Annotated in this window: 22 protein-coding genes; 13 read left to right on the top strand and 9 right to left on the bottom strand. The window is 44.2% G+C overall.

The features are described 5' to 3' along the window. Positions 1–6 precede the first annotated feature (6 nt). Positions 7–762, top strand: a complete 756-nt coding sequence (gene recO, locus LAJ61_RS04420; protein ID WP_224054613.1) for a DNA repair protein RecO — start codon at positions 7–9, stop codon at positions 760–762. A 39-nt stretch (positions 763–801) separates the two neighbouring features. Continuing rightward, the gene (pdxJ, locus tag LAJ61_RS04415) at positions 802–1551 is read left to right on the top strand and encodes a pyridoxine 5'-phosphate synthase (RefSeq protein ID WP_224054612.1); all 750 of its coding nucleotides are present in this window, start codon (positions 802–804) and stop codon (positions 1549–1551) included. A 3-nt stretch (positions 1552–1554) separates the two neighbouring features. Here pdxJ and LAJ61_RS04410 read toward each other — a convergent pair whose 3' ends face one another. Next, a complete protein-coding gene (locus tag LAJ61_RS04410; RefSeq protein ID WP_224054611.1) occupies positions 1555–2118 on the bottom strand; it encodes a GspH/FimT family pseudopilin in 564 nt (187 codons plus the stop codon). Positions 2119–2779: 661 nt separating this feature from the next. Between LAJ61_RS04410 and LAJ61_RS04405 the strand changes: the two genes are divergently transcribed. The 4 genes from LAJ61_RS04405 (at position 2780) to LAJ61_RS04390 (ending at position 8077) form a co-directional block, all read left to right on the top strand. Then, positions 2780–3943 carry an OmpA family protein gene (locus tag LAJ61_RS04405; RefSeq protein ID WP_224054610.1) on the top strand — a complete coding sequence of 388 codons (1164 nt, stop codon included), beginning with the start codon at positions 2780–2782 and terminating at the stop codon, positions 3941–3943. A gap of 166 nt (positions 3944–4109) precedes the next feature. Further along, complete coding sequence (typA, locus tag LAJ61_RS04400) at positions 4110–5948, top strand: translational GTPase TypA (protein ID WP_036595294.1); 1839 nt, start codon at positions 4110–4112, stop codon at positions 5946–5948. Between the two features lie 192 nt (positions 5949–6140). Next, on the top strand, positions 6141–6572 hold the full coding sequence (mscL, locus tag LAJ61_RS04395) for a large conductance mechanosensitive channel protein MscL (protein ID WP_036595296.1): 432 nt from the start codon (positions 6141–6143) through the stop codon (positions 6570–6572). 155 nt (positions 6573–6727) lie between these two features. Further along, positions 6728–8077, top strand: coding sequence for a D-amino acid dehydrogenase (locus LAJ61_RS04390; RefSeq protein ID WP_224054609.1), 1350 nt, complete (start codon positions 6728–6730; stop codon positions 8075–8077). Here LAJ61_RS04390 and phoR read toward each other — a convergent pair. The 3 genes from phoR to dtd form a co-directional block, all read right to left on the bottom strand. Then, positions 8052–9380 carry a phosphate regulon sensor histidine kinase PhoR gene (gene phoR / locus LAJ61_RS04385; RefSeq protein WP_224054608.1) on the bottom strand — a complete coding sequence of 443 codons (1329 nt, stop codon included), beginning with the start codon at positions 9378–9380 and terminating at the stop codon, positions 8052–8054. The two genes, LAJ61_RS04390 and phoR, sit on opposite strands and share 26 nt — an antisense overlap. 69 nt (positions 9381–9449) lie before the next feature. Then, entirely contained in the window at positions 9450–10148 is a 699-nt protein-coding gene (gene phoB / locus LAJ61_RS04380; RefSeq protein ID WP_007115106.1) for a phosphate regulon transcriptional regulator PhoB, read from the bottom strand. A 189-nt stretch (positions 10149–10337) separates the two neighbouring features. Continuing rightward, positions 10338–10790, bottom strand: a complete 453-nt coding sequence (gene dtd / locus LAJ61_RS04375) for a D-aminoacyl-tRNA deacylase (RefSeq protein WP_224054607.1) — start codon at positions 10788–10790, stop codon at positions 10338–10340. Between the two features lie 151 nt (positions 10791–10941). On the opposite strand from dtd, the gene asd reads away from it, so the two are divergent. Together asd and LAJ61_RS04365 are read left to right on the top strand one after the other, a co-directional pair. Beyond that, positions 10942–11775 (top strand): archaetidylserine decarboxylase, encoded by an 834-nt coding sequence (gene asd, locus LAJ61_RS04370; RefSeq protein ID WP_224054606.1) that lies wholly within the window; start codon positions 10942–10944, stop codon positions 11773–11775. 179 nt (positions 11776–11954) lie between these two features. Beyond that, complete coding sequence (locus LAJ61_RS04365; protein WP_224054605.1) at positions 11955–13196, top strand: multidrug effflux MFS transporter; 1242 nt, start codon at positions 11955–11957, stop codon at positions 13194–13196. A gap of 3 nt (positions 13197–13199) precedes the next feature. On the opposite strand, the gene LAJ61_RS04360 is transcribed toward LAJ61_RS04365, so the two are convergent. Continuing rightward, positions 13200–14024, bottom strand: a complete 825-nt coding sequence (locus LAJ61_RS04360; protein WP_224054604.1) for a DODA-type extradiol aromatic ring-opening family dioxygenase — start codon at positions 14022–14024, stop codon at positions 13200–13202. A gap of 158 nt (positions 14025–14182) precedes the next feature. Continuing rightward, complete coding sequence (gene rlmH, locus LAJ61_RS04355; RefSeq protein WP_224054603.1) at positions 14183–14689, bottom strand: 23S rRNA (pseudouridine(1915)-N(3))-methyltransferase RlmH; 507 nt, start codon at positions 14687–14689, stop codon at positions 14183–14185. A gap of 371 nt (positions 14690–15060) precedes the next feature. Between rlmH and rnr the strand changes: the two genes are divergently transcribed. Beyond that, positions 15061–17424, top strand: a complete 2364-nt coding sequence (rnr, locus tag LAJ61_RS04350; protein ID WP_224054602.1) for a ribonuclease R — start codon at positions 15061–15063, stop codon at positions 17422–17424. Positions 17425–17587: 163 nt separating this feature from the next. Here rnr and LAJ61_RS04345 read toward each other — a convergent pair whose 3' ends face one another. Both LAJ61_RS04345 and LAJ61_RS04340 read right to left on the bottom strand, forming a co-directional pair. Then, positions 17588–17860: a hypothetical protein gene (locus tag LAJ61_RS04345; protein WP_224054601.1), complete on the bottom strand. Its 273-nt coding sequence runs from the start codon at positions 17858–17860 to the stop codon at positions 17588–17590. 174 nt (positions 17861–18034) lie between these two features. Then, positions 18035–18823 carry an endonuclease/exonuclease/phosphatase family protein gene (locus tag LAJ61_RS04340; RefSeq protein ID WP_224054600.1) on the bottom strand — a complete coding sequence of 263 codons (789 nt, stop codon included), beginning with the start codon at positions 18821–18823 and terminating at the stop codon, positions 18035–18037. A 297-nt stretch (positions 18824–19120) separates the two neighbouring features. Between LAJ61_RS04340 and LAJ61_RS04335 the strand changes: the two genes are divergently transcribed. From LAJ61_RS04335 to LAJ61_RS04320, 4 genes are all read left to right on the top strand, one after another. Next, the gene (locus tag LAJ61_RS04335) at positions 19121–21331 is read left to right on the top strand and encodes a M3 family metallopeptidase (RefSeq protein ID WP_224054599.1); all 2211 of its coding nucleotides are present in this window, start codon (positions 19121–19123) and stop codon (positions 21329–21331) included. A gap of 39 nt (positions 21332–21370) precedes the next feature. After that, positions 21371–21622 carry a YheV family putative metal-binding protein gene (locus tag LAJ61_RS04330; RefSeq protein ID WP_100285209.1) on the top strand — a complete coding sequence of 84 codons (252 nt, stop codon included), beginning with the start codon at positions 21371–21373 and terminating at the stop codon, positions 21620–21622. Positions 21623–21878: 256 nt separating this feature from the next. Continuing rightward, positions 21879–23090, top strand: a complete 1212-nt coding sequence (locus LAJ61_RS04325; RefSeq protein ID WP_224054598.1) for a hypothetical protein — start codon at positions 21879–21881, stop codon at positions 23088–23090. 29 nt (positions 23091–23119) lie between these two features. Further along, entirely contained in the window at positions 23120–23620 is a 501-nt protein-coding gene (locus LAJ61_RS04320; protein ID WP_224054597.1) for a hypothetical protein, read from the top strand. A 247-nt stretch (positions 23621–23867) separates the two neighbouring features. Here LAJ61_RS04320 and pnp read toward each other — a convergent pair whose 3' ends face one another. Then, positions 23868–26009, bottom strand: a complete 2142-nt coding sequence (gene pnp / locus LAJ61_RS04315) for a polyribonucleotide nucleotidyltransferase (protein ID WP_224054596.1) — start codon at positions 26007–26009, stop codon at positions 23868–23870. Positions 26010–26012 lie beyond the last annotated feature (3 nt).

Genomic DNA, 26012 nt, shown 5'->3' with positions numbered 1-26012 from the left:
GCTACTATGCGCAATCAACTGCTAACAGGTTATATTCTGCACCAAAAGCCATATGGTGAAAGCCGTAGTTTGGTTTACCTGTTTAGTGAAGAATGGGGGGTAGTACATGGTATCGGTAAAAAAAACTTACCGCTATTTGTCCCCATACAATTTTTTGGCAATGGTAAAAACAGCCTAAAAACCTTTAGTCAAAGCCAAATTTTGCAAAATCATATTACGCTCACAGGACAAAGCCTGTATGCAGGCATGTATCTCAATGAGATTTTGCAAAAACTATTGCCTATTGAAGAGCCGTTTGCTGAGATATGGCAAGCATATCAGCAGTGCGTTGCAAACATGGCAAAGCTGTTTGTCGAGCCAGCGCAATCGCCATATGACATGACCCGTTTAAAGTGGTATTTAAGACGCTTTGAAAATGTATTGTTTGAACAATTAGGCTATGGGTTCGATTTTGCTAAAGATGCGTTAGGGGATTTAATAGTCTCATCGCAGCGTTATCAATACCAACTACAGCAAGGATTTATGCCAGTTTTACCCTTGGATAAACCTGATATGTCAATAACAGGTGAGCAGCTGCTAACTTGGTATCAATGTTTGCAAGATGAAGCTAGGTTTAACCAAATGATGCAACAAGATTTTGATTTAGCCAAACAATTGGTCAATAGTATCAGTGCCATGCACCGCCATTTGATGGATAATTTACTCAATTATCAAACCTTGCAAAGCCGAGAACTTTGGCAGCAGCTTACCCAATATCAATAAGCTTACTCAGTATCAATCATAGACAAAATAGGGCATATCATGACCAGCAATCAACCCTTACTCGGTGTCAATATCGACCATATTGCTACCCTGCGTCAAGCGCGTGGCGTGGCGTATCCCGATCCTGTGGCAGGTGCGTTAATTTGTGAGCAGGCGGGGGCGGATGGTATCACGCTGCATTTGCGTGAAGATCGTCGTCATATTCAAGATGATGATGTTTATCGGCTTGCCAAAGTCATAACCACTCGTATGAACCTTGAAATGGCAGTCACTGACGAGATGGTAGCAATAGCCTGTGATGTTAAGCCAGCTTGGGTGTGCTTTGTCCCTGAAAAACGCCAAGAACTAACCACCGAAGGCGGTCTTGATGTGATTGGCAATCAGCACAAAATAGCCAGTGCGATTCAACAGTTACATCAAGTCGGCACTCAAGTGTCACTATTCATTGATCCAGAGTTGGCACAAATTGATAAAAGCATTGCGTTGGGGGCAGATGCCATTGAACTACACACGGGCGCCTATGCTGACTATTGTTTGCAACATGACCAAGTTAAAATTAGCCATGAAATCACCCGTATCAAAACAGCCGTGACGCATGCCCACGAGGCAAAAGCAAGCTTACTGGTCAATGCGGGGCACGGTCTTACCCGTGACAACGTTGCACCCATTGCTGATATTGGTGGCATCCATGAACTAAATATCGGTCATGCCATCATTGCAGACAGTGTGTTTATGGGGCTTAGCCAAGCGGTTGGCGCAATGAAAAAGGCCTTTACGGCAAACACCTAGCTATTAGGGGCAGTTAAACTGTTCAACTGAGTAGGGCTTATATTTAATAATGCCTGTTTTGCTAAAACTTACCTTTAGTCGATTATCGACCTTACCATCTAAAGGGCAGTATTGAATATTACCCATATAACCAATGGGTCTAGCGTTTTCTGGCTTAAAAATAATATAGTTGTTATTCAGCGAGATATTTGCCGTAAGCACACCCCAAGACAAGTCTAACGTAAGCTGATGATTGAGTTTGTCTACCGCTGCCTCATAGCTGTTATTGTTATTTTTATCGATAAAGCTAATCAGCTGATGACCGCCAGTTGTCACGCAAGCCAAGCTATTGCTAGCGACACAGGCGATGACAGGGTTTTGATAAATTAACGCCTCTTGTTTTGCGCTGCTTAAAAAATTCATTAAGCTTGAAGCGGTGCTTTTAGCTTCCATTTGCTTTAAGCTGCTAATAATAGTAATCGAAGCCATCGCCACAATGATGGATAAAACAGCCAAAACGACGACTGTTTCAATCAAAGTAAATCCCTGTCTTTTTATTGAGAATATGTTGGCTTTCGAATCATTCATGCTATTAGAGCTACCGGCTAGATCATAATGGAATAACACAATAAACGATTTTAGTCCATCATTATAGAGAGTTTTGATAAATTAACAAACAAATATTGATATAAAAGATAGGATTAGCTGGTTATAACGCTAATAAAAGCGACTAAAATACTGTTACAGTCTGACATACTGAAGTTTTCAAAATGATTGACGGGTTTACATGTTAAATTATCTATCTTACTTTATGAACGCTAAGCCATTATCTAGACGAAACTGTTTTAGTGGTATAGCAAATGTATCACTCACACATTAAGTAAATGAATGTCACTAGAATGTATCATTTAGTGACAGTATGAATTTAAGATATGGTAAATTTAAATAGACTGTATTAAAATCCTTCTCAAGATTAGTATATAGTTTTGATGTGTAATTTCGAATCATTATGATGGTTGTTGGATTCTTAGTATCGAGCGTAATTAATAAGCTTAGCTACTAAAAAATAAAAATATAACATATTGTGATGTTCGTGTAATATTGTGTAGCAATGTAAAAAAAAGAGTTGTAAACACAATTTTTAAGCGTTAAGCTATATTTAACAAGTTCATAAAGTACATGTGTTATTTTATGAATTAACTGTCAGGTTATTTTAATTTAAAATGAGCCAATCCTTTGGAGGACTTCTATGAAGCTAAATAAAATCGCTCTAGCAGTTGTTGCTGCAGCTGTTATGCCAGTAGCCGCTAGCGCAGGCGTTACCGTTACACCTTTACTACTAGGTTATCACTATGTAGATGGTATTGGTGATACTGAAGATAAACAAGGCGAACAATTTTTTGGTGCTCACCAAGATAACGACTTATACACTGGTGCAGGTATTGGTATCGAATTGACACCTACTATCGCGCTTGAATTAGAATACGGTGAAACTGATTCTGATGTATTGACTGGCAATGGTAATAAAGTTAACGGATGGGATTTTGAACAAAAATCATACTCAGGTAACTTTACTATCGGTACAGAAACCTTTAGTGGCTACACTAACAGCCCATTCAAGCCATATGTGTTAATCGGTGCGGGTCAATCTAAAACTTCTTTGGTTGATAGCAATGACAAGAAATATACTTCTAAAGACACAATTGGTAACTTAGGTCTTGGTGCTTACTACCGTATCAATGACGCATTAAGCTTACGTGGTGAAGGCCGTGCGATTTATAACTTCGATAACGATTGGTGGGAAGGTCTAGCATTAGCAGGTCTTAATGTAGTTCTAGGTGGTCACTTAGCACCAGCAGCACCAGTAGTTGAACCTACTCCCGTTGAGCCTGCACCAGTTATCTTAACTGATGGTGATGACGACCAAGATGGCGTGTTAAATAGTGTTGACAAATGCCCAGGCACCCCATTAAATGTTGTTGTAGATGCTGATGGTTGCCCACGTGAAATCCCAACTGATGAAGCATTACGTATGGAATTACGTGTATTCTTTGACAATGACAAAACTGTCATCAAAGATCAGTACAAACCAGAAATCCAAAAAGTTGCTGAAAAAATGAATGAATACCCAAATTCAACAGCTTCAATTGAAGGTCATGCTTCAAAAACTGGTCCATCTGCGCGTTACAACCAACGTTTGTCTGAAGCACGTGCAAATGCGGTTAAATCAATGTTAGTTAACCAATTTGGTGTTGCACCACAACGTATTAGCACAGTGGGTTACGGTTATGACCGCCCAATCGCAGACAACAACACTGCTGAAGGTCGTGCAATGAACCGCCGTGTATATGCTATCATCACTGGTAACAAATCTAGCACAACCGTTCAAACTAAAGACATGAACGTACAATAATTAGCTATTAAATAAAAAAAGCTACCCTCGTTGGTAGCTTTTTTTATTTTTATTATCCCCTATAAACTCAACTTAGATAAATTTAATCTATTTTTAACGATAAGATGTTATACTACCGCGTGTTTTAATTTCCCTTCCTAGCCGAATTTTCAAGAGCTATTTTTTTATGTCAGATTCAATCAAAAATCTTCGCAATATTGCGATTATTGCCCACGTTGACCATGGTAAAACTACTCTAGTCGATAAACTGTTACAACAATCTGGTACTTTTGGTGAGCGTGCCGCAGAAGTTGAACGCGTTATGGACTCTAACGCATTAGAGCAAGAGCGTGGTATTACCATTTTAGCCAAAAACACGGCGATCAAATGGACCAATCCTAAAGACGGCGTTGAATACCGTATTAACATCGTCGACACCCCCGGTCACGCCGACTTCGGTGGTGAAGTTGAACGTGTGATGTCGATGGTTGACTGTGTGTTGTTATTAGTTGATGCCGTTGATGGTCCTATGCCACAAACCCGTTTTGTGACTTCAAAAGCATTTGCCCGTGGCTTAAAGCCAATCGTGGTGATTAATAAAATTGACAAACCAAGTGCACGTCCAGACTGGGTCATGGATCAGGTGTTTGATTTGTTTGATAATTTGGGTGCAACAGATGAGCAGCTAGATTTTCCCATCGTTTATACCTCTGCCATGAATGGTATTGCAGGGTTATCGCCTGACGAGCTTGCAGAAGATATGCAGCCATTGTTTGAAACCATCGTAAATGTTGTTGAGCCACCACAGGTGGATACGGACGGTCCATTCCGTATGCAGATTTCAAGCCTTGATTATGATAACTTCAAAGGTTTGATTGGTATCGGTCGTATTCAGCGTGGGTCAGTTAAAACCAATACGCCTGTAACGATTGTTGATAAAGAAGGTAATAAACGTAACGGCCGTATCCTACAAATCATGGGTTACCATGGTCTTGACCGTATCGAAGTACCTATGGCGCAGGCAGGTGATATCGTCTGTATCACCGGTATCGATGCGTTAAATATTTCTGATACTATTTGTGATCCACAAAACGTAGAAGCCTTACCACCGCTAAGTGTCGATGAGCCAACTGTATCGATGACTTTCCAAGTGAACAACTCACCATTTGCGGGTAAAGAAGGTAAATTCGTGACGTCGCGCAATATTCGTGAACGCCTAGAACGTGAGTTAATTCATAACGTGGCACTTCGCGTAGAAGATACCGACAGTCCTGATAAATTTAAAGTATCAGGTCGTGGGGAACTTCATTTATCTGTATTGATTGAGAATATGCGCCGTGAAGGTTTTGAGCTGGGTGTATCACGTCCAGAAGTAATTGTTCGTGAAATAGAGGGTGAAAAACAAGAGCCGTTTGAAAATGTGATTTTTGACGTTGAAGAACAGCACCAAGGCGCGGTAATGGAGCAAATGGGTTACCGTAAAGGCGAATTGACCAATATGGAAGTTGACGGTAAAGGTCGTATCCGTATTGAAGCGGTAGTACCGTCACGTGGTTTAATTGGTTTTCGCTCTGAGTTCTTAACCATTACCTCAGGTACTGGTATCATGACCTCAAGTTTCTCACATTATGGTCCTGTGAAAACAGGCGATGTGGCAAAACGCCAAAATGGGGTGTTGATTTCTATGGTGAATGGTACTGTATTGGGCTATGCGCTATTTAACCTTCAAGAACGTGGTCGTATGTTTGTATCACCACAAACTGAAGTATATGAAGGCATGATTGTCGGTCAAAACTCACGTAGCGATGACATGGTAGTCAATCCAACCAAAGCAAAACAATTGACGAACGTGCGCGCCAGTGGTACCGATGATGCGATTATTTTAACGCCGCCAATCATTTTTACCCTTGAACAAGCGCTTGAATTTATTGAAGATGATGAGCTGGTTGAAGTGACACCAAAGTCAATTCGTCTACGCAAAAAATACTTGACTGAGAATGAACGTAAACGTAACGGTCGTAAATAATAGCGATTCTACGCGATAAAAATTTTAGAAAGCCTAACATTTATTTACAAAAAGCTTGTACCTGTTACAAGCTTTTTTAATTTAATCTACACGCTTGCAAAGCAAAGGTTTAAAATTTTACACAATCCCTTATGATGATAAGGGCTTTTAGTCAACGATTGTAGCAATTATTTTGAAAGTAGGAGAAGTTATATGAGTATGATGTCAGAATTTAAAGAGTTTGCCCTCAAAGGCAACGTGATGGATTTGGCAGTGGGTGTCATCATCGGCGGGGCATTTGGTAAAATCACGACGTCATTGGTAGAAGATATTATTATGCCGATTATCTCTGCGATTATGGGCGGCAGAATCGATTTTACCAATATGTTTGTGGTGTTAGGTGATGTACCTGCAGGCACTGCTATGACGTATGATGCGCTGAAAAAAGCGGGTGTGCCTGTATTTGCTTATGGTAACTTTGTCACCATCCTAATCAATTTTATTATTTTGGCATTTATTATATTTATGTTGGTGAAAGCCATGAACCGCCTACGCCGTCAAAGCGAAGCGCAAGAAGCGGCTGCACCAGAACCTTCAGAAGAAGTACTATTGTTACGTGAAATCAGCAGTAAATTAAGTAAATAACGGTTTGTACTCACGCTGATAGATTAAAATTTCAGCCCATGTTATTTATAAATGAAAAAAAGCCTCCATGATAACTGGGGGCTTTTTATTGATTGCTAGTCAATCTACATTTTTTATCTATACATATTCATCAGCTAATGACAGTAAGGCAAGTTATGACAAAGCAGGTAATCGTGCTTGGTGCAGGGGTGGTGGGTGTCACTACTGCTTGGCAGCTTCGACAAGCAGGGTTTGAGGTAACGGTAATCGAGCGTGAAAGTAGCGCTGCATTGTCAACATCGTTTGCCAATGGTGGGCAAATATCTGTGTCACATGCTACACCTTGGGCAACTCCTCATACACCCTATAAAGCGCTAAAATGGTTATTGCGAGAAGATGCGCCATTGTTGTTTCGCTGGCGTCGGTTGTTGGGTTTGCCGGGCAACGCGGGACAAGATACAGCCCCTGATATGGCGCTGTGGCGATGGGGTTGGCAGTTTTTGCAGCAGTGCAATGCGAAAAGTGCCGATGCTAATTTGGTGCAAATGGTCAATTTAGGATTATACTCTCGGCAAGTACTGGGGGAGGTTAGGGCGCAAACGGGCATTGATTATGACTGTCTGACACGCGGTATTATGCATTTTTATACCGATCATGCTGAGTTTCAAGCAGCGATAGCACCCACTAAGCGGATGCAGCAATTGGGTTGTGATCGGCAAGTGATTAGTGTGGATAAAGCGATAGAATTAGAGCCTGCGTTAACTGGTATTGGCAAAGAATTGGTTGGGGCGACTTATACCGCACTTGATGAATCAGGGGATGCGCAAAAATTCACCCATCGCTTGGCAGCACTTTGTCAACAGCAAGGGGTAACATTTTTATTTAATACTGCCATCAAACGACTTGTTTATCATAACCAGCACATTGACGGTGTGGAAGTAATCTCCGTTGATAGCAAAGATAATGCGGCTTTGCCAGCGCAGTCACAGATACTGTCCGCCGATGCGTATGTACTGGCGTTAGGGAGCTATAGTCCTGCCTTAGTCAAAGATTTGGGTATCAATCTACCCATCTATCCTGCCAAAGGTTATTCAGCCACGTACCCCGTGTTGCGACCCGATGAGACACCTTATGTGAGCTTGATTGATGATGAGTTTAAGCTGGTATACTCGCGCTTAGGCGATCGCTTGCGAGTAGCAGGAACGGCTGAATTTAACGGCTTTAACCTTGAGCTCAATCCCGTTCGTTGCCAAGCGATTACGCGGCGTGTGAGAGAGGTGTTTGGGGATGCGGTAGATTTGACCCAGCCAAATTATTGGACAGGGCTGCGACCGATGACACCGTCAAATGTGCCGATTATCGGTCGCGCGGTCAATCGTCAAGGACGTATTGATAATTTGTATCTCAACACGGGACATGGCACTTTGGGCTGGACGCACTCGAACGGCTCAGCAAAAGCGATGGCTGATATCATGCAAGGGCGTCAGCCACAAGTAAATTTTAACTTTGTGGGCTTGCAGGATTAAGAGATTGGGTTGGGATACTGGCAGATTTTGGAAAGGTCACAGTGAAGGTCGAGCCTTTGCCGACTGTGGAGGTGATATCCAAGGTGGCATGGTGCTGATACAAGACATGCTTGACAATCGCTAGCCCCAAACCGGTACCCCCTGTGTCACGGCTTCGACCCGTGTCCACGCGATAAAAACGCTCGGTTAAGCGCTGAATATGACGCTGCTCGATACCAATGCCATTGTCGGTCACGCTAAAACATACCCCCGCGTCACACTCATGCCAACTAATACTAATCTCACCACCTTTTGGGGTGTATTTCATGGCATTGGTAATCAGGTTACTGAGCGCACTTCGCAGATAATCTTCATAACCCAAAATATGTAACGTGCTGTCGATATGCAAATGAATCATATGGTCGTATGACTTGTTGTACATCTGCGCATCGTCAAACAATTGCATCAGCATTTTGGGAATGTCAATGTCTTTGGGTTCAGTGGGCTTTTCATCGTTCTCTAGTCGAGATAATAACAGTAAGTCATTGATAATGTTATTCATGCGCTGACTTTGCTGCATCATCTGAGTAAACGCGCGAGCAATACGCGGATCTAAATCAGGCTGTTCACTCAAAGTCTCCACATACCCCATGATGACGGTAAGCGGCGTGCGAAGTTCATGCGAAACATTTGCCACAAAGTCTTTTCGCATCTGTTCTAAATGCTGAAAACGGGTGACATCATAAATCAGCAGTAATTTTTCTTGCCCAAATTTGGTAATCTTGCACTGCACATAGCGCTCGATATTAGACGGGTTATGGATACGCACACCATCTGGATAGTCTTCAATGTGGTGATAATATTGATGAAAAAGCGGGTTGCGAATAATGGTCAACACATTGCGACCTTGGTCGGGCGCTTTAAATTGAAAAAGCCGCTCGGCAGAGTTGTTCCACCATTCGATACAGTCATTTTTGTCAATTAGAATAATCGAGTCTTGCAATGCGCTCAGCGAGTCACGCACTTTTTGCACCAGCGAAACGGTTTGCTGATGCGCCAATTTCTCTTGGCGATTGACTTGGTAGATATTGCTGGCAACGACACTAAGGTTGGACTCAAAGGCAGGCGGCGGCTCATCGGGGTTTTTGTTATACCATGCTTTAAAGCGTTGTATCGACCATAAAAAATATAGCTGATACAGGCAAAGCCCTATCGCCAGTCCCCAACCCCAAAACCCTAATAGCCCGCCAATCAACAGCCCGGCAACCCCAGCTGTCACGACGGGTGAAATGCTCGCCCACATATTAATTTTTCTAGCATCCATTGAGAAAGCTTACTATAGCGAAGTTGGGATAAGTTGGCAAAAATTTCAATGCGATTAATCAGACTATTGTTAGTCGATTTTATTAGAAAAGCGATAGCCTGTGCCACGTACAGTTTGGATATAGTCCGCAAACCCAAATGGCTCAAGCACTTTACGCAGGCGGCGGATATGCACGTCAATGGTACGATCTTCGACATACACATTGCCACCCCAAACTTGATCGAGTAGCTGGGTACGGGTATAAGCCCGCTCGGGATGACTCATAAAAAAAGCAAGTAGCCGATACTCTGTCGGTCCGATATCTACCGCTTTGTTATTGGCACTCACGCGCTGACTGGCAGGGTCTAGCGACAAGCCGCCTACGTCAATGGGTTTTTCGCCTGACAATGCGCTACTACGGCGCAATACCGCTTTGATACGGGAAACCAATTCACGGGTGGAAAACGGCTTGGTGATATAGTCATCTGCCCCAGCGTCAAGTCCTTGAACTTTGTTGTCTTCTTCGCCTTTGGCGGTGAGCATGATGATAGGAATTTCAGAGAGCATTTCATCTTTTTTCAGGCGGCGGCATAAATCAATGCCTGATAGCCCATTGGGTAACATCCAATCTAATAAGATGAGGTTAGGGCGATGATCGACCACCAAATGATGGGCTTGAGAGACTTCTGAGGCTTGCAAACAATCAAATCCTGCCATCTCTAGTGTGGTCACGATCATTTCTCGAATGGCAGGCTCATCTTCCACTACCAAAATAGTTTCATTTTTCATAAATTTCTCAAGCGATAAAATAGGCAACTGTTTGTCAAAATAATTTTATGACAACAATATTACAATGCCCATATTACAACTTCAGAATATGACAAAAAAATGACAACGATAAGTTTTTAGAGCTTTTATTTGTGGTGTTGTAAAAAATTCGGTGTTTGACTGAAGTTTTAGCAGTTAATACAAGTCGCCTCACAGTTCAAAAATAAAATTTATCGGACCATCATTGCAACTGCTGACTTGCATATCTGCGCCAAATTCGCCTGTCTGCACGGCTGCATATTGCGTCCTTGCATATGCGACTATCTGGGCAAACAAAGCTTTGGCAGTGTCGGGCGCCATCGCGGGCTTAAAATCAGGACGTCTACCCGATTGGGTATTGGCAAGGAGAGTAAACTGCGACACTAACAGTAAGCCGCCATTGACTTGTTGCACGTTTTTATCCATTTTGCCTACTTCATTTTCAAATACGCGATAGGTGAGGATTTTATCAATCATTTTTTGCCCCATCGCAAGCGTATCATCATGCCCAAGTCCAAGGTAGACAAGTACGCCGTGTGCAATCTCGCCGACGATTTGTTGTGGGTGAGGCGCTTGGTTAACTGCTACTTTGGCAAATTTCACCCGTTGTAGTACTGCTTTCATGATTTTTCCTATCCGTCAGTTTGAGCGTAAGCGGCTTAACTTAACAGCTAGCTTGTCGCTTAACTCGTAGCCCAGTGTTTAATATACCGTGATTCTAAGGGGGATTTTGATTATAATAAGCCAACTTTAAAATGCCAATCTCGAGTAACTTATGACCTTGTTTACGACGTTACAATCGCTTGTCCCACAACAAAAAATCAGTGAAATCGCAGGTCGTCTTGCCCAAAGCCGTCATCCGATGGTGAAAAAAACCTTTATTCGTACCTTTGCTTCGGTGTATGACATCAAGCTAGAGGAATATGCGCGCGGTAGTTTTTCTCAGTATGACAGTTTTAATGATTTTTTTACCCGTGAGCTCAAAGATGGCGCGCGCAAGATTGATGATGACCCAGATGCGCTGATCTGTCCTGCAGATGGCATGATATCGCAATTGGGGCAAATCAATAAAGACCAAATCCTGCAAGTCAAAGGCAAATCGTATGAAGTTGGGCAATTGCTCGCGGATTATGAACTTGGCAAAGCCATGCAAGAGGGAAGTTTTGTCACCGTGTATTTGGCACCGACCAATTATCACCGCGTGCATATGCCGTTTGACGGCACTTTGGTAGAAACCATCTATGTGCCAGGACAGCTATTCTCGGTCAATAACGAGACCGCTGAAAACATTACCGATTTGTTTGCCCGTAATGAGCGCTGCGTGTGTGTGTTTGATACCGAATTTGGTAAAGCTTGTGTTGTGCTAGTCGGAGCGATGATTGTAGCAGGGATTGAAACAGTGGCTACAGGCAAAATCAAACGTAGCGATCGCGTGCAGCGTCAAACCCATCAAATGACATTGAAAAAAGGCGATGAACTTGGGCGGTTTTATTTGGGCTCAACGGCGATTGTGGTGTTACCAAAATCAGCGGGCATGGCTTGGGGTGCAGGTCTTTATAATTCAGTGCCGGTGACAATGGGTCAACGTCTGGGTACTTTTTTGCAGTAAGCTGTCAAGTTATTCGCTAAAAAAGGTAGCAAAGGCTGCCTTTTTTGTGCTGTGTTTTAGCCAATCTGCATGGTTGATTGCTCACATAAACTAAACGATAACGAAAAATATTTTAGGAAAATTTGTTTATAATAGCCGACTTATAATTTTTGCCTGCTTTTTTATTTAAATTGATCACTATGAACCTACCGCCAACACCGCACCCCCAACCATCGCACGACTTAGACTATCCGACAGTTTGGATTATAATTTTGGGGTTGATTATTGCTATCGGTCCGCTATCGATTGATATGTATTTGCCGGCCTTGCCCAGTATGGCACAAGATTTTGGCGTAGCAACGGCTTTTATGTCCAATTCGGTGCCTGCTTATTTTGTGGGATTGGTGGTCGGGCAGTTGTTTTATGGGCCGATTTCGGATCGGATTGGGCGCATCAAGCCCTTGTATGTGGGCATGGTACTGTATGTGATTGCTTCGGTGATGTGTGCCACGACCACCAATGAATACGTGTTGTTTGTCTCACGAACGCTACAGGCGTTGGGCGCATGTGTGGGAACAGTGGTGTCGCGGGCGATGATTCGTGACCGCTTGCATCCCAAGCAAATGGCAAAGGCATTTTCGCTGATGGTCTTAGTGATGGGGATTGCGCCGATTTTGGCACCAAGCTTGGGGTCGTTGCTGTTAAAAGTCGCCAGTTGGCGGGTGATTTTTTGGTTTTTGGCGGGGTTTGGTATTTTAAATATCGTGCTGACCCGGCTGTTTTTGCATGAAACCTTGACCGATGAGTTTCGCAACAACCGTCCGATGAATGACGTGCTCAGCCAATACTGGGATTTGCTCAAAGATACCCAATTTAATTATCCTGCGATTGGCGCAGGGCTGCTGATGGGTTCGATGTTTGTGTATATCAGCGCGGCACCTGAGCTAATTATGGAAGGGTATGGGGTCACGCCGCAGCATTTTAGTTGGATTTTTGGCATGAATGCGGCAGGTTTTATTGGGTTGACACAGGTCAACCAATGGCTGGTGAACCGTTATCGTCTAGTCAGCTTGCTGCGATTTGGGGCGGTAATACAAGTAATCGCGGCAGAGTGTTTGATGCTGCTAGGTTTGGTTTTTGGCACGCAAGCTTGGCTACCGTTGGTGCTCGCCAGTATTTTTTGTTGTATTGCAGGGTTAGGACTCACTCAGCCCAATTCAGGTGCCATTGCTTTGGCATTTCAAAAACGCCGCGCTGGCATGGCGAGTGCCTTGCAAGGCTCACTCAACTTTGTCGTCGGTATTTTTGGCGGATTAGTATTAAATATCCTGCCCTTTAATCCGGTTGCCAAGCTAGGTATTACCATGTTTATGCTCATGACTATCGGCGCATTTTTGGTATTTCAAATCGATAAAAACCTCGATGTGGCGGATGTGGACTAAGGATTAGTCAAACCGATACACATCCATACCCAAACTAAAATGGGCAAAACTTTCATGCACGATACTCATCTTTGTGCCTGCGCCTGCCGCAAAAAATAACGGCAATAAATGTTCAGGGGTGGGGTGATTGTGATGGGCAAATGGATGTGACCGCCAATCTAAAGCCGTTGGCATATGTTGTTTGAGTTGATGAATCAACCAATATTTAAATTCACGTGCCTCAGCATCCACCTCACCACTATCAAACTGTACCTGCGCCAAATTATGGGTGACACTGCCAGAGCCGATGATTAATACTTGCTCTGCTCGCAGCGGCGCCAATAAAGCCCCCAGCTGAAAACACGCATAACTATCAAAATGCTGCGGCAGCGAAAGCTGCACAATCGGCACATCGGCCTGCGGATACAAATGCACCAGCGGCGACCATACCCCATGGTCAAAAGGACGCAGTCGATTGACGGAGGTGCTAACGCACAAAGCCTGCAACTGCTGTGCCAGCTGCTCAGCAATCAAGGTGTCGCCTTTGACAGGATAATCGATTGTATAAAGCGCTTTTTGAAAGCCGCTAAAATCATGCCAAGTAGCGGGGGCCGCATTGCCATTGATTTCTAGATGCTGGCTTTGCCAATGCGCAGAGATGATGATAATCAAGCGCGGTTTTGGCAGATTTTGTCCAAATTTATTCAGCGCTTGGGTAGTACGGTTGTTTTCGATAGCAATCGTCGGCGCCCCATGTGAGATAAACAAACTGGGCAAGGTATAAAGTTGGTACGGTGTTTTGGGTAAAAATGGCTGCAGGCTGATTGGTTGTTTTTCGGTTTTTTCCATCAATTTTCTTAAAGTTGCAGTGATAAATAGAAATGATAACGAATTAATAAGGAATTAACTAAAAAGGATTAATAGGTTAAATAAGGGAAAAATTCGCAAAAACAAGCCATGTTAGCGATTTCATACATAATCAGATATAACAGGTTAACTGGAAAAACTTAAAAATAATCACCGCGATGATACGGATGATGATGGATAATGGTCATAGCGCGGTACAGCTGCTCCATCAGTAGCACACGTACGAGCGGATGCGGCAAGGTAAGATTGGACAGCGACCATTTGAATGTCGCATGGGCTAATACCTCTTTTGAAATGCCATCAGCACCTCCAATTACAAACGCCATATCATCACCTAGCTGCATGGCTTCGCTAACTTTAGCCGCTAAATCTTCGGTTGATAGATTCTTACCGCGGACGTCTAGGCAAATCAGTTGTTCGCGTTTGCCTGCTGAATTTTTGGCTTGGTGCGCTTGCAAAATTAGCCCGCCTTCGGTTATGGCATATTTTTCAAGTTCGGCAGGCGAGGGGTTTTTGGTACGTTTACAGGCGGGGATTTCAACGATTTCGGTGCTGAGCATGGGTTGAATACGTTTATAATAGTCGTCAAATCCCGTCTGCACCCAAGCTGGCATTTTTTGTCCAACGGCTAAAATTCTTGATTTCATGGGTTCCCCTTTGTTATTTTTTGACCAATCTATGTCGCTCTATATAGCTGTGGTGATTCACCGTTAGCCATTGAATACTCATTACCGAAGCCAACTGTATTTTCGCTATCGAAGCCAGCTATATTAAAACTTAAATTAAAACTTGAAATGAACCATTATTAAAACCAACCATTTAAAAACGCTTGCAACGCACCCATATACAATGCAATAAAGCCTAAATCAACCTAAGCTGAGCTAAAGCCTAAACTAAAGCTAAGCTAAAGAACAAAATTTTAACATGATTTTATCGCTATGATGGATAATACTTTCCCTAGCATTTAACGAAGGTGATAAAATAATTTGCATGACAAAGTTTAAATGACAAATTTTAAATGATAAGAAAAGACGACAACAATATGAAAAATTGGCAAGACCCCAATGCCGCTGTTGAAGCAGCCAACTATGACAACCCGATTCCAAGCCGTGTACTGATTTTGCAAACCCTACTTGAGCGCGGACAAGCTACCCAACACGAGCTTGCGACGATTTTTGATTTAGATGATGACGAGTACGACGCACTGGGCAACCGTTTAAAAGCCATGCTGCGTGATGGACAATTAAGCCGTGATGCCGACGGTGGCAATCCTTATATTTATCGCCCATTGACTGAGAAAGATGCCGTGACTGGCGTGGTCGCTGCCCATGCCAAAGGCTTTGGCTTTGTCGTGCTTGACGATATGCCGGATTTATTTTTGAATGAAACTGAAATGCGCTGGGTATTTCATGGCGATAAAGTAAAAGCCATCGCTACTAGTACCGACAACCGTGGTCGTATGATGGGTCGTGTGTTGTCAGTGGTATCTCATGCCCAGCTACAATATATCGGTAAACTTGCAAAGGATGACGATGGTTACTTTGTAGAACTCATTAGCCCAAATAATCATCAACCGATTACGGTGACGGAAGAAAACGTCGAAGCGCTACAACTTAAAATGGGTGACCCCGTTAAAGTCGATATCATCGACTATCCCACCCAACATGAATACGCGACGGGGAAAATTACTGAAAGCTTGGTCGATGATAACGAGCGTGAATTGATTATCAAAACCACGCTGCTAAATTACGATATTCCCCATGAGTTTAGCCCAAACGTCATGCAGCAAGTCGATGCCTACAAAGAGCCGACACAAAAAGACTATCAAGACCGTATCGACTTACGTGCCTTGCCACTAGTCACCATTGATGGCGAAGACTCACGCGACTTTGATGATGCTGTCTATGCCGAAAAACGTCGCGGCGGTGGCTATCGCTTGGTCGTCGCGATTGCTGATGTCAGTCATTATGTGACTGCCAACTCAGTACTTGACCAAGAAGCCTATGAGCGTGGTACATCGGTGTATTTCCCGCATTTTGTGGTGCCGATGCTACCTGAAAAACTCTCCAACGGGCTTTGCTCTTTAAACCCAAGTGTTGACCGCTTGTGTATGGTAGCCGATATCATACTATCGCGTAGCGGCAACGTGACTAGCTATGAGTTTTATCCAAGCGTGATGCACTCTCAAGCGCGATTGACTTATAACCAAGTCAATGATTATTTTGCCCAAGCGCAAGGGGAAACGCCAAAAGCCGAAGTGCCTGTCACTATCACCGGTAATAAAGCGGTCAAAAAATCAATCGATGTGCTGTATGATTTGTACAAAGTGCTATTGGTCAAACGCGAACAGCGCCATGCGATGGAATTTGAAACCCAAGAGACTTATATCAAATTTGACGAAGCAGGCAAAATCAGCGCCATTGTGGCACGGACGCGGGGTGACTCGCATAAGCTCATCGAAGAGATGATGCTACTTGCCAATACCTGTGCGGCTGAATTTTCGCTCAAGCATGAATTGCCGGTTTTGTATCGCAATCATGATACCCCAGAGGCGGAAAAAGCCGCTCGCGTCAGTGACTTTGTGAAGCATTTTGGTTTGTCATTTCCTGAAGAAAACCCGACACAGGCAGATTATCAGCGTATCATTGAAGCGACACGAGAGCGCCCTGATGCGATTAGTATTCATAGCGTGCTACTGCGCTCCATGCAGCAAGCCAACTATGCACCGACCAATATCGGACACTTTGGGCTGGCGTATGAGGAATATAGCCACTTTACCTCACCGATTCGTCGTTACCCCGACTTGATGCTACACCGTGCCATCAAAGCCAAAGTGACGGGCAAAAAAGCGCCGCTGCCAGATTGGTCACTAGAAGATGCGGGTGAACAGACCTCAATGACAGAGCGCCGTGCCGATGAAGCCAGCCGTTTTGTTGAGCAGTGGCTCAAAGCGCATTATATGAAAGACCATATCGGTGAGGCGTTTGATGCCGTGGTTACCACAGTGACCAATTTTGGCTTGTTTGTGACGCTTACCGATTTATTCATTGATGGCTTGATTCATATCTCGCATTTGGGCGAGGATTACTTTGTATATGATGACAAGGCGCAGCAGTTATTCGGTGAAAAATCAGGACTAGTGTTTGGACTCGGTGATAAAATCCGTGTCAAAGTCGCTGCCGTCAATATGGAGACCCAGCAGATTGATTTTGATTTGGTGGCACAGCTGGAAAAATCGTCATTTAATAATCGCGGTAAAGGCAAAAGTCGCGGTCAATCGCAAGCGGTCTCTAATCTCAACGCGCCATCTAAGCCAAATGAGAGCGCCAGGAAAACAAAAAGCGCTAAAAATAAAAATAACGCGCGCAGCAAATCTCGTTAATGAAAAAAAGGGCAATACAATTTGCCCTTTTTTATCGTTGAGACAAATACCTGCTAGAACAAAAAACGTCTTTGACTACTTAATCTTAGATATTTAATATTAGCCACTTGATGCCCTTCAACCAGTGTTGCTTGGCGGTGCTACAATCAATTACGCCAACTTATTATTGCGTGGTTTTTTCTGCGCTCGCCAAATTATTGGATGAGGTTTGGGCGGCTTGATTCAAATCTGCTGTTGCCTTATCAAGCACTTGTTTGGGCTGCTCGCCAATCGATGAAGTATCGTTTGATGCTATGGCTAAGGGCGCCGAGGCGGTACTACTATTGGCTTGGTTTGACGCAATGACTTGCTGGGTACGATGTGATGATATTAGGTTAAAAATAGCGAGTGCGGTGATGCCTAATATCGCAAAAATAATGAGTAATTTTGGTTGCATGGGGATTTCCAGTGTAGCGTCAATTTAGCTAACCGATGTCTAAAGTCTGACGTCTAAAGCCTGTGGCTTAAAACGTCAAATCGGGTTTCGCTAGGACAAAAATTGACAGTCATGTCTATAAAAATTGGTAGGCTACCTTTGTGCAAAAATCATGCAAGTTTAATCTGTTAATCTTTAATCTGGCAGTAGACTGACTTCTGCACTAACCGGCAAATGGTCAGAGAGATTGCACCAAGGTTGTCCCTTATGCACCCAAGCACGGTGTACTTGTAGGTTACGCACATAGATACGGTCAAGGCTTAATACCGGGAGCTTGGCAGGGAAGGTGGGTAGTAATTTGCCATGGTGGGTCAGCACAGCTTCTTGTAAATTAAGGTCACAGCCAAGTTTTTGACAGGATAATTTTTTCCAGTCATTGAAGTCGCCTGCCAATATCAGCGGCGTGGATTGGTCGATTTCGTTATTGATATACTGGCTTATCACCTCATACTGTTTTTCACGGTCATTTTCCCTTAAGTTTAGATGCGCACAAAGCACGATAATGGGCGTGTGCCAGCCTATGGGCTGAATTTCGCAGTGCAACACACCACGCTGCTCAAGGCGGCTAACTGTAATATTGACATTGTGTTTGGGGTCGAGCGGATGGCGACTTAATACCGCATTGCCATGATGACCGTGGTTATATTCGACGTTTTTGCCATAGCTGTTTTCAAGCTGTAGATACTCGCCAAACCATTCATGTTGGGACTGGTCGGGAAATTCATTGTATTTCACCACGCGTTTGAGATTTTGACCTTGGACTTCCTGCAAACAGATAATATCAGATTGCACTTTGTTAAGGGCAGCAGCGATGCCTTCCATTTTGACAAAACGATTGAGGGGTGACATGCCTTTATGGATGTTATAACTGGTGATGATTAGGCTGTTTTTTGGTTGTTGGGCGCCTGATACTTGGTTAGACACTATTTCGTTAGATGATACTGGGTTAGGTGTTATTTTTTTAGGTCTTAGTGAGCGCATAATAAAATCACAGTGATAAACATGGCATTATTTTAACGTGAAATTGTACTGCTGGCTTGTTTTGACAAAAAATTGTCACAATATAATGGTTGTCGACATTTATGTCGCAAACGTATGTCGCAAACCTATGTAGTAAAATGGGGTAGCTTTGCCAAGCATTGCGGTTTTTATGCTAAAATTTTGGGCAATGACGACTTTTACTCTCAATCATCAATGAGCGATAGAAAATTGGAAAACAGTATGACCAACGATGTAGAAAATCCGAAAAAAAATTTGCACCTTGTTGAATTTAATCAATTAGCGCTTGAGCGACTCAAAACGGCAATCGATGAGGCGTTGGCGAATGGACATGCGTTTTTGACTATGCTCGATGATGAAGCTGACCTCGATAACAAAGCTGGGCAAGCTAATAGCCAAGTTAACGATACAAAACTCAGCAGCCAACAAGCGCTCAATGATATTATCGCCTTTGACCATGTGAATTTGGCATTAGACCGCAGTTGGGGCTTACTATCGCACTTAAATAGCGTGGTTAGTGATGAGCCAATCCGTGCGCTGCATCATGCATTACTGCCTGCGCTTTCTGCTTACGGCACGGCGGTTGGTCAACATCTCCCGCTGTATCAACGCTATCAGCGTGTGGTGAGCGATGAGTCATTTTTTGAGCGTTTAGAGCCTGCGAGACAACGCTCGTTGACCTTGGCGCTACAAAGTTTTGACTTATCCGGTGTGGGTTTAGCGGAGGCGCAAAAACAGCAATTTGTCACCCTTGCCAGCGAGTTATCTACGCTATCGGCTAAATTCTCCGATAACGTGCTCGATGCTACCCAAAGCTACTTTTTACCGTTAAGCGAATCGCAATTGGCAGGACTGCCTGAATCTGCGCTTGCCATGCTTGCAGATGCGGGTAACCGATACACAGAAAAATTCCCTGAGCAAGTATTGGCAACGCCTTATGTCGCGACACTTGATATCCCAGTTTATCTTGCGGTGATGACCTATGCCGATGACCGCGAGTTACGCGAAACCTTATATCGTGCGTATGTCACTCGCGCCTCTGAATTGTCAGCGCAGCCAGAATTTAATAATGCCGATATCATGGCGGATATCTTGGCAAAACGCGCACAAAAAGCCCAATTATTGGGCTATGATAATTTTGCTGAATTATCGCTTGCCACTAAAATGGCGGACAATGTCGACACCGTAGAGCAGTTTTTACGGGATTTGGCAGACAAAGCACGACCCTTTGCCATGCATGATTTAAAACAACTGCAAGTTGAAGGTTTGGCGTTTGGCATTGGTGATGAGGGCGATGAGGTGCGACCTTGGGATACGGCGTATCTGGCAGAGAAAGTCAAACAACGTCAGTTTAATCTATCGCAAGAACAAGTGCGTCCGTACTTCCCAGTGCCGACAGTCATCGCAGGCTTATTTGAGATTGTGCAAAAACTGTATGGCATTCAGATTGAAGATAAAACTGCAAGCACGCAGCGCTGGCATGATGACGTGCGTTTTTATCAAGTTTTTGATGAACATCAGCAGCTTATCGGTGGTTTTTATTTTGATTTATATGCCCGTCCTGGCAAACGCGGTGGCGCATGGATGAGTGGCTTTCAAGCGCGTTATCAACATGATGATAGCGGTTATCAGCAGTTACCTGTTTGTTTTATGGTGGCAAATTTTAGCCCTGCGCCAACGGGTACACAGCGCGGCAAACCTAGCTTATTAACCCATGATGAAGTATTAACCCTCTTTCATGAGTTTGGACATGGGCTGCATCATCTGCTTACTGAAGTGAATGTTGGCGATGTGGCAGGCGTGAATGGCGTCGAGTGGGATGCAGTTGAGCTACCCAGTCAGTTTATGGAAAACTGGGCATGGCACCCTGAAGGGATTGCATTAATCAGCCGTCATGTCGATACCGGTGAAACGTTGCCAGAGAGCATGCTACAAAGTATGCTCGCTGCCAAAAATTTCCAAAGCGGCATGCAAACACTGCGCCAGCTAGAGTTTGCGCTATTTGATTTGTTATTGCATGCCAAAATCCCAGCCCCCGACTATCCACAGTTATTGGCGTTACTCGACAGCGTGCGTGCCGATGTGTCGATCATGCCGACCGCCAGTTATAACCGTTTTGCCAATGGTTTTAGCCATATTTTCGCAGGGGGCTATGCGGCAGGGTATTATTCTTACAAATGGGCAGAACTGTTGTCAGCCGATGCGTTTAGTAAGTTTGAAGAGACCAGTATTTTTGATAAAAACGCTGGCAAATCCTTCCGTGATAACATTTTAGCCAAAGGCGGTAGCCAATCTGCAAAAGCCAATTTTGAGGCATTTCGCGGTCGTGAGGCCCGTATTGATGCGCTGTTACGTCACTCGGGATTTTTAACCAGCAGCTATAATGAACTGCTGAGCGATGACACTGATAACGCCAATACCCAAGCTTGGTAACACGGTTGTCAAAATACAGACTAGTAAAAAGAAGAAACTATGAGATATCAATCCAATCGCCCCAAACGTCAATTTTTGGCAGGGGTGGCTTGTCCAAGCTGTAAAGCACTGGATAAAGTTGTTCAGATTCAGCTATATCAGCCCGAGTATGATGAGTATATCGAGTGTACGGCATGTGGCTATACCGAGCGTCGCCCAACACCCGATGAGATCGTTGACATTCAGCAATCCAATCATCAGGAAACTGTTCATTATGGCGACGATGGCGCGGGTATTGTTAGGTTTAAATAAGCCAAGTTTAAGCGGTTTGGGTAAATTTTGACAAGGTTAACGAGTTTAAGCGTCCCCGATACAATTAGGATGGTCAAAATATGGCGTTTAAAGTAGGTTTTTGTCTCAAACGTTGTTATTTTTGATTGCGGTTTGTTATAGTAACAAGCAAACGAATGTACAGCATCATTTTCATGCCAGCTTGGCATATACATCGCTAGCATGAAATCGTACAGACATCTGACCTGCCCGACATGGATAGGGATATTGACCCAACATGAAATTATTTAGCCTAAAAAAAGACAATGACTCTATAGCCTCGACTAGCGAAGATACCAATCCGTCATCACAGCTGGCTGAAAATCCAATGATAGGCGTATCAGATAATCCGTTGCAGCTTGATACGACTAATCAGTCGCCGATGCAAGCGACTAAATCCCCAGACACATCTCCAAACACATCCCCAGAAACGACAGCAATCAAAAATGCGTTTTCGCTAGATAGCATTGATTTAAACCAGTTCGAAGATGAATTACTTCATGGCAAAACCGACTATACGGCAGATAACACAAAAGCGGCTGATACTGTCGCGCCCAAAAAGCTGAGTTTTGATGATTTTGATTTGGATGAGCTACCCAGCCTTGTTGAACCCAACACCACTGTGACTATCGAAGACGCTGCCAATACAGCGACAGTGTCACAGCCCGTACCGCCAAAGACAACCGATAATGCGCTGATATTTGATATTGATAACCTACCGCTAGAAGCTAAGTCAGACCTAAACCCAAGTCTAGAATCGGACACGCATAATGCGCAACCACAGCCCATCGCACCACAAAATAGTGATGAAAGTAGTGATAAAAAAATTATCGAGACTATCGAGGCTATCGAAACGACGCCACCCATTGTATTAACCAAAACAAAACCCGAAAGTAAAGCGATCATCGCCCAGACGCCAAACCCATTTTTAAGGCCGCCAAGTCAACCACTAGCTAAACGAACGTTAAAAAAACCCAATCAACTTGGGTTGCTAGTGGGTGCAGGGTTGGCACTGGCTGCCTTGGCATGGTTTTTTATGGGGCAGTCAAGCGAGCCCAACAACTCTACCGCGCAGTCACAGACGCACACCCAAGCACATTCAACACCCAAAACTACAGCGCCTATAGTAAAACCACAAGCTAGCGCTAGCTTGCCTGCCACGTCAACCGTCGCAGCGGAGGCAACCACTAGCTCAGCCCATGCGACCACAGCGCTACCGGCAATCACGCCCGAAGAAATTCTTACGCCGACACTGCCTGAAGATCCGGCGATTGCCAAAGAAGAGCTGAGTCGATTGTCAGAGCAGAGCGCGCAGCTAAAAGAGCAAGAAACCATGATGCAAGACCAGCTGCGTATGATGAATGAGCTGAGTAGTAAAAAAGAAGAGCGTATCCAGCTGCTAGAACAGCAAGTTGCACAGCTTGAACAGCAAAAAGCCGCTAACAAATAACAACCAACAAATAACTGGCAGGCTAAGTAGTGCTGACCCAAGTCGATAAAAAAACCTTGTTTCAAGACCGCTATCAAGCGCTCATTATGCCCGTCCCAGTGTCAGGTGTTTTTCGTCATCGCACCTTACTTAAGTTTCAAAGCCTTTATCCTGAGCATTACACCGTTTACAAGCAAGCTTGTGAGCGTTCGCAGCTGTCACTCGGTGATGTGTTACAGTTTAACCCGCAGCGGGATTTAGCGGGTATGTCAGTCGGTGGGGCGTTGTCAAAGCCCCAGTTCATCGTGGATATGGCAATCACAGAATTTGCCGAAAATCCGCCGCATGTTGAGTATATCGTGTCAGCGTTACAAAAGTTAGAGAAAATTGTGTTTGATTGGGGACGGTATCAAGGTATTCGCCGTGTGGCGATATTGGCAAGTGATGAGCTCATTTTGCCAAAAGATAAAAGTTTTGATGAAGATATTTTGCCATTAATGGAAAAATACCTTCAACCTGTGAATAGTTTGAATGTGGTGGTTTATCGCTAACGCTATTATTTTAAATAGTTTTCAATGGTTAGGATTTTATCGAGGGCTACTCAGCGATTCATTGTCGCCATCGGTATATTGCAAGTAGTAAATTGCCAACGCGGTCAAAACCTTCTCATCATCGGGCATTTTTTCTAATTACTGTAATGATGGTCTCATAGCGTTTGCCAAAATTTATCCCAAAAAAAAACCGCTTTACCTGACGATAAAGCGATTTTCATTTTTTGACAACTAAACTTTAATAAAATTATTCAGCCGCTGGCGTTTCAGTATCAGCAGGTGCAGTTGGCGCGATGGTTTGATCCACGCCTTTCATGGTAAGTTTAATACGACCACGGTTGTCGATGTCTTGTACCAGTACATTCACCATTTGACCTTCTTTTAGCACATCATTCACATTCTCGATACGCGCATCAGAGATTTGTGAGATATGTACCAGACCGTCAGTGTTAGGTAATACATTGACAAACGCACCAAATTCAACAATACGAGCCACTTTACCGGTATAAGTCTTGCCGACTTCTACTTCTGCCGTAATCGCCTCGATTTTAGCAATCGCGGCTTTGGTCGCTGCTTTGTTTTCACCAAAGATACGAATAGTACCGTTGTCATCAATATCAATCACTGCGCCCGTTTCTTCAGTCAATTGGCGAATGGTTGCACCACCTTTACCAATCACGTCACGGATTTTTTCAGGGTCGATATCAATCACCGCAAAGTTTGGTGCATGGGCGTTGATTTCTTTACGGCTGGTTGAAATCACTTCATTCATCGCATTTAAAATGTGGATACGACCCGCATGCGCTTGGTGCAGGGCTTTTTCCATAATCTCTGGGGTGATACCTTCGATTTTGATATCCATTTGTAGTGCAGTCACGCCATTGGCAGAACCCGCGACTTTAAAGTCCATATCACCTAGGTGGTCTTCATCACCCAAGATGTCAGACAGCACGGCAAAACGCTCGCCTTCTTTAACCAGACCCATTGCGATACCAGCAACGGGCGCTTTTAGTGGTACGCCGGCATCCATTAACGCCAGTGATGCGCCACAGACAGATGCCATAGATGATGAACCATTGGATTCAGTGATGTCAGATACAATACGAATCACGTATGGGAAACGGTCACTATCTGGCAGCATGGCTTGTACACCGCGGCGTGCTAGGCGACCATGACCGATTTCACGGCGTTTTGGACCGCTGTCACGACCCGTTTCGCCCACTGAGTAACTTGGGAAGTTATAATGCAGCATGAAGTGGTCTTGTTTGGTGCCCGCAAGGGTGTCAATCATGTTCACATCACGGCTGTTGCCAAGCGTGGTGGTAACGAGCGCTTGTGTTTCACCGCGCGTAAATAGCGCTGAACCATGCGTGTAAGGCAGTACGCCAACTTGGATGTCTAGGGCACGGACAGTTTGCAAGTCACGACCATCGATACGGGGTTTGCCAGACAAAATATTGTCACGAACCGTACGGTATTTTAGGGTCTCAAATAGCTCTTTGATTTGTGCCACGTTGTCGGCATAGCCTTCGGCTTCTGCATCACCGGCTAACGCTTCAATCGCTTGGTTTTTGATTTCATCAAGGCGAGTATAACGGCTGGCTTTTTCGCTGATGGTATACGCTTCTGAAATCGCTGCAGCAAATTGATTTTGTAGGGCAGTTTCTAAGGCTTCGTTGACGGCAGGGGCAACGAATTGGTTTTTTTGTACGCCAACTTCTTTGGCAAATTCATTGATGGCATCAATCACAACTTGTTGCTGGGCGTGACCGTATAGTACCGCGCCAAGCATTTGGTCTTCTGACAATTCTTTGGCTTCAGATTCGACCATCAATACCGCAGACGACGTACCCGCGACCACCAAATCGAGCGAGCTTTGTTTTAGCGCTTCATGGTTTGGGTTTAGCACATATTCATCATTGATAAAACCGACACGTGCCGCACCAATCGGACCATTAAATGGCGCTGATGAAATTGCCAATGCCGCTGAAGTACCAATCATCGCTGCGATATCAGCATCTTGTTTTTTGTCTGACGAAATCACCGTGGCGGTCACTTGGATTTCGTTGAAGTAGCCTTCTGGGAACAATGGACGAATCGGGCGGTCAATAAGGCGTGAGGTCAAGGTTTCCATCTCAGAGGGGCGACCTTCACGTTTGCCATAGCCACCTGGGATTTTACCGGCAGCGTACATTTTTTCTTGGTAGTTGACGGTCAATGGGAAAAAGTTTTGACCCGCTTGCGCCTCGTCTTTTACCACAACAGCCACTAGCACAGAGACGCCGCCCATGTGGACGACCACTGAATTAGCTTGGCGTGCGATACGACCCGTTTCTAACGTAACTTGTTGATTACCATATTGGAATTCTTTAGTAATGATATTAAACATAAT

The organism is Faucicola osloensis (assembly GCF_020041925.1).
Lineage (GTDB): Bacteria > Pseudomonadota > Gammaproteobacteria > Pseudomonadales > Moraxellaceae > Faucicola > Faucicola osloensis_D.
The sequence above is the reverse complement of the archived record's forward strand: the minus strand, read 5'-3'. Positions and strand labels throughout refer to the sequence as shown.

Coding starts and splice junctions, on each gene's coding strand:
- recO (WP_224054613.1), top strand. CDS start 7: ATGCGCAATCAACTGCTAACAGGTTATATTCTGCACCAAAAGCCATAT.
- pdxJ (WP_224054612.1), top strand. CDS start 802: ATGACCAGCAATCAACCCTTACTCGGTGTCAATATCGACCATATTGCT.
- LAJ61_RS04410 (WP_224054611.1), bottom strand. CDS start 2,118: ATGAATGATTCGAAAGCCAACATATTCTCAATAAAAAGACAGGGATTT.
- LAJ61_RS04405 (WP_224054610.1), top strand. CDS start 2,780: ATGAAGCTAAATAAAATCGCTCTAGCAGTTGTTGCTGCAGCTGTTATG.
- typA (WP_036595294.1), top strand. CDS start 4,110: ATGTCAGATTCAATCAAAAATCTTCGCAATATTGCGATTATTGCCCAC.
- mscL (WP_036595296.1), top strand. CDS start 6,141: ATGAGTATGATGTCAGAATTTAAAGAGTTTGCCCTCAAAGGCAACGTG.
- LAJ61_RS04390 (WP_224054609.1), top strand. CDS start 6,728: ATGACAAAGCAGGTAATCGTGCTTGGTGCAGGGGTGGTGGGTGTCACT.
- phoR (WP_224054608.1), bottom strand. CDS start 9,380: ATGGATGCTAGAAAAATTAATATGTGGGCGAGCATTTCACCCGTCGTG.
- phoB (WP_007115106.1), bottom strand. CDS start 10,148: ATGAAAAATGAAACTATTTTGGTAGTGGAAGATGAGCCTGCCATTCGA.
- dtd (WP_224054607.1), bottom strand. CDS start 10,790: ATGAAAGCAGTACTACAACGGGTGAAATTTGCCAAAGTAGCAGTTAAC.
- asd (WP_224054606.1), top strand. CDS start 10,942: ATGACCTTGTTTACGACGTTACAATCGCTTGTCCCACAACAAAAAATC.
- LAJ61_RS04365 (WP_224054605.1), top strand. CDS start 11,955: ATGAACCTACCGCCAACACCGCACCCCCAACCATCGCACGACTTAGAC.
- LAJ61_RS04360 (WP_224054604.1), bottom strand. CDS start 14,024: ATGGAAAAAACCGAAAAACAACCAATCAGCCTGCAGCCATTTTTACCC.
- rlmH (WP_224054603.1), bottom strand. CDS start 14,689: ATGAAATCAAGAATTTTAGCCGTTGGACAAAAAATGCCAGCTTGGGTG.
- rnr (WP_224054602.1), top strand. CDS start 15,061: ATGATAAGAAAAGACGACAACAATATGAAAAATTGGCAAGACCCCAAT.
- LAJ61_RS04345 (WP_224054601.1), bottom strand. CDS start 17,860: ATGCAACCAAAATTACTCATTATTTTTGCGATATTAGGCATCACCGCA.
- LAJ61_RS04335 (WP_224054599.1), top strand. CDS start 19,121: ATGACCAACGATGTAGAAAATCCGAAAAAAAATTTGCACCTTGTTGAA.
- LAJ61_RS04330 (WP_100285209.1), top strand. CDS start 21,371: ATGAGATATCAATCCAATCGCCCCAAACGTCAATTTTTGGCAGGGGTG.
- LAJ61_RS04325 (WP_224054598.1), top strand. CDS start 21,879: ATGAAATTATTTAGCCTAAAAAAAGACAATGACTCTATAGCCTCGACT.
- pnp (WP_224054596.1), bottom strand. CDS start 26,009: ATGTTTAATATCATTACTAAAGAATTCCAATATGGTAATCAACAAGTT.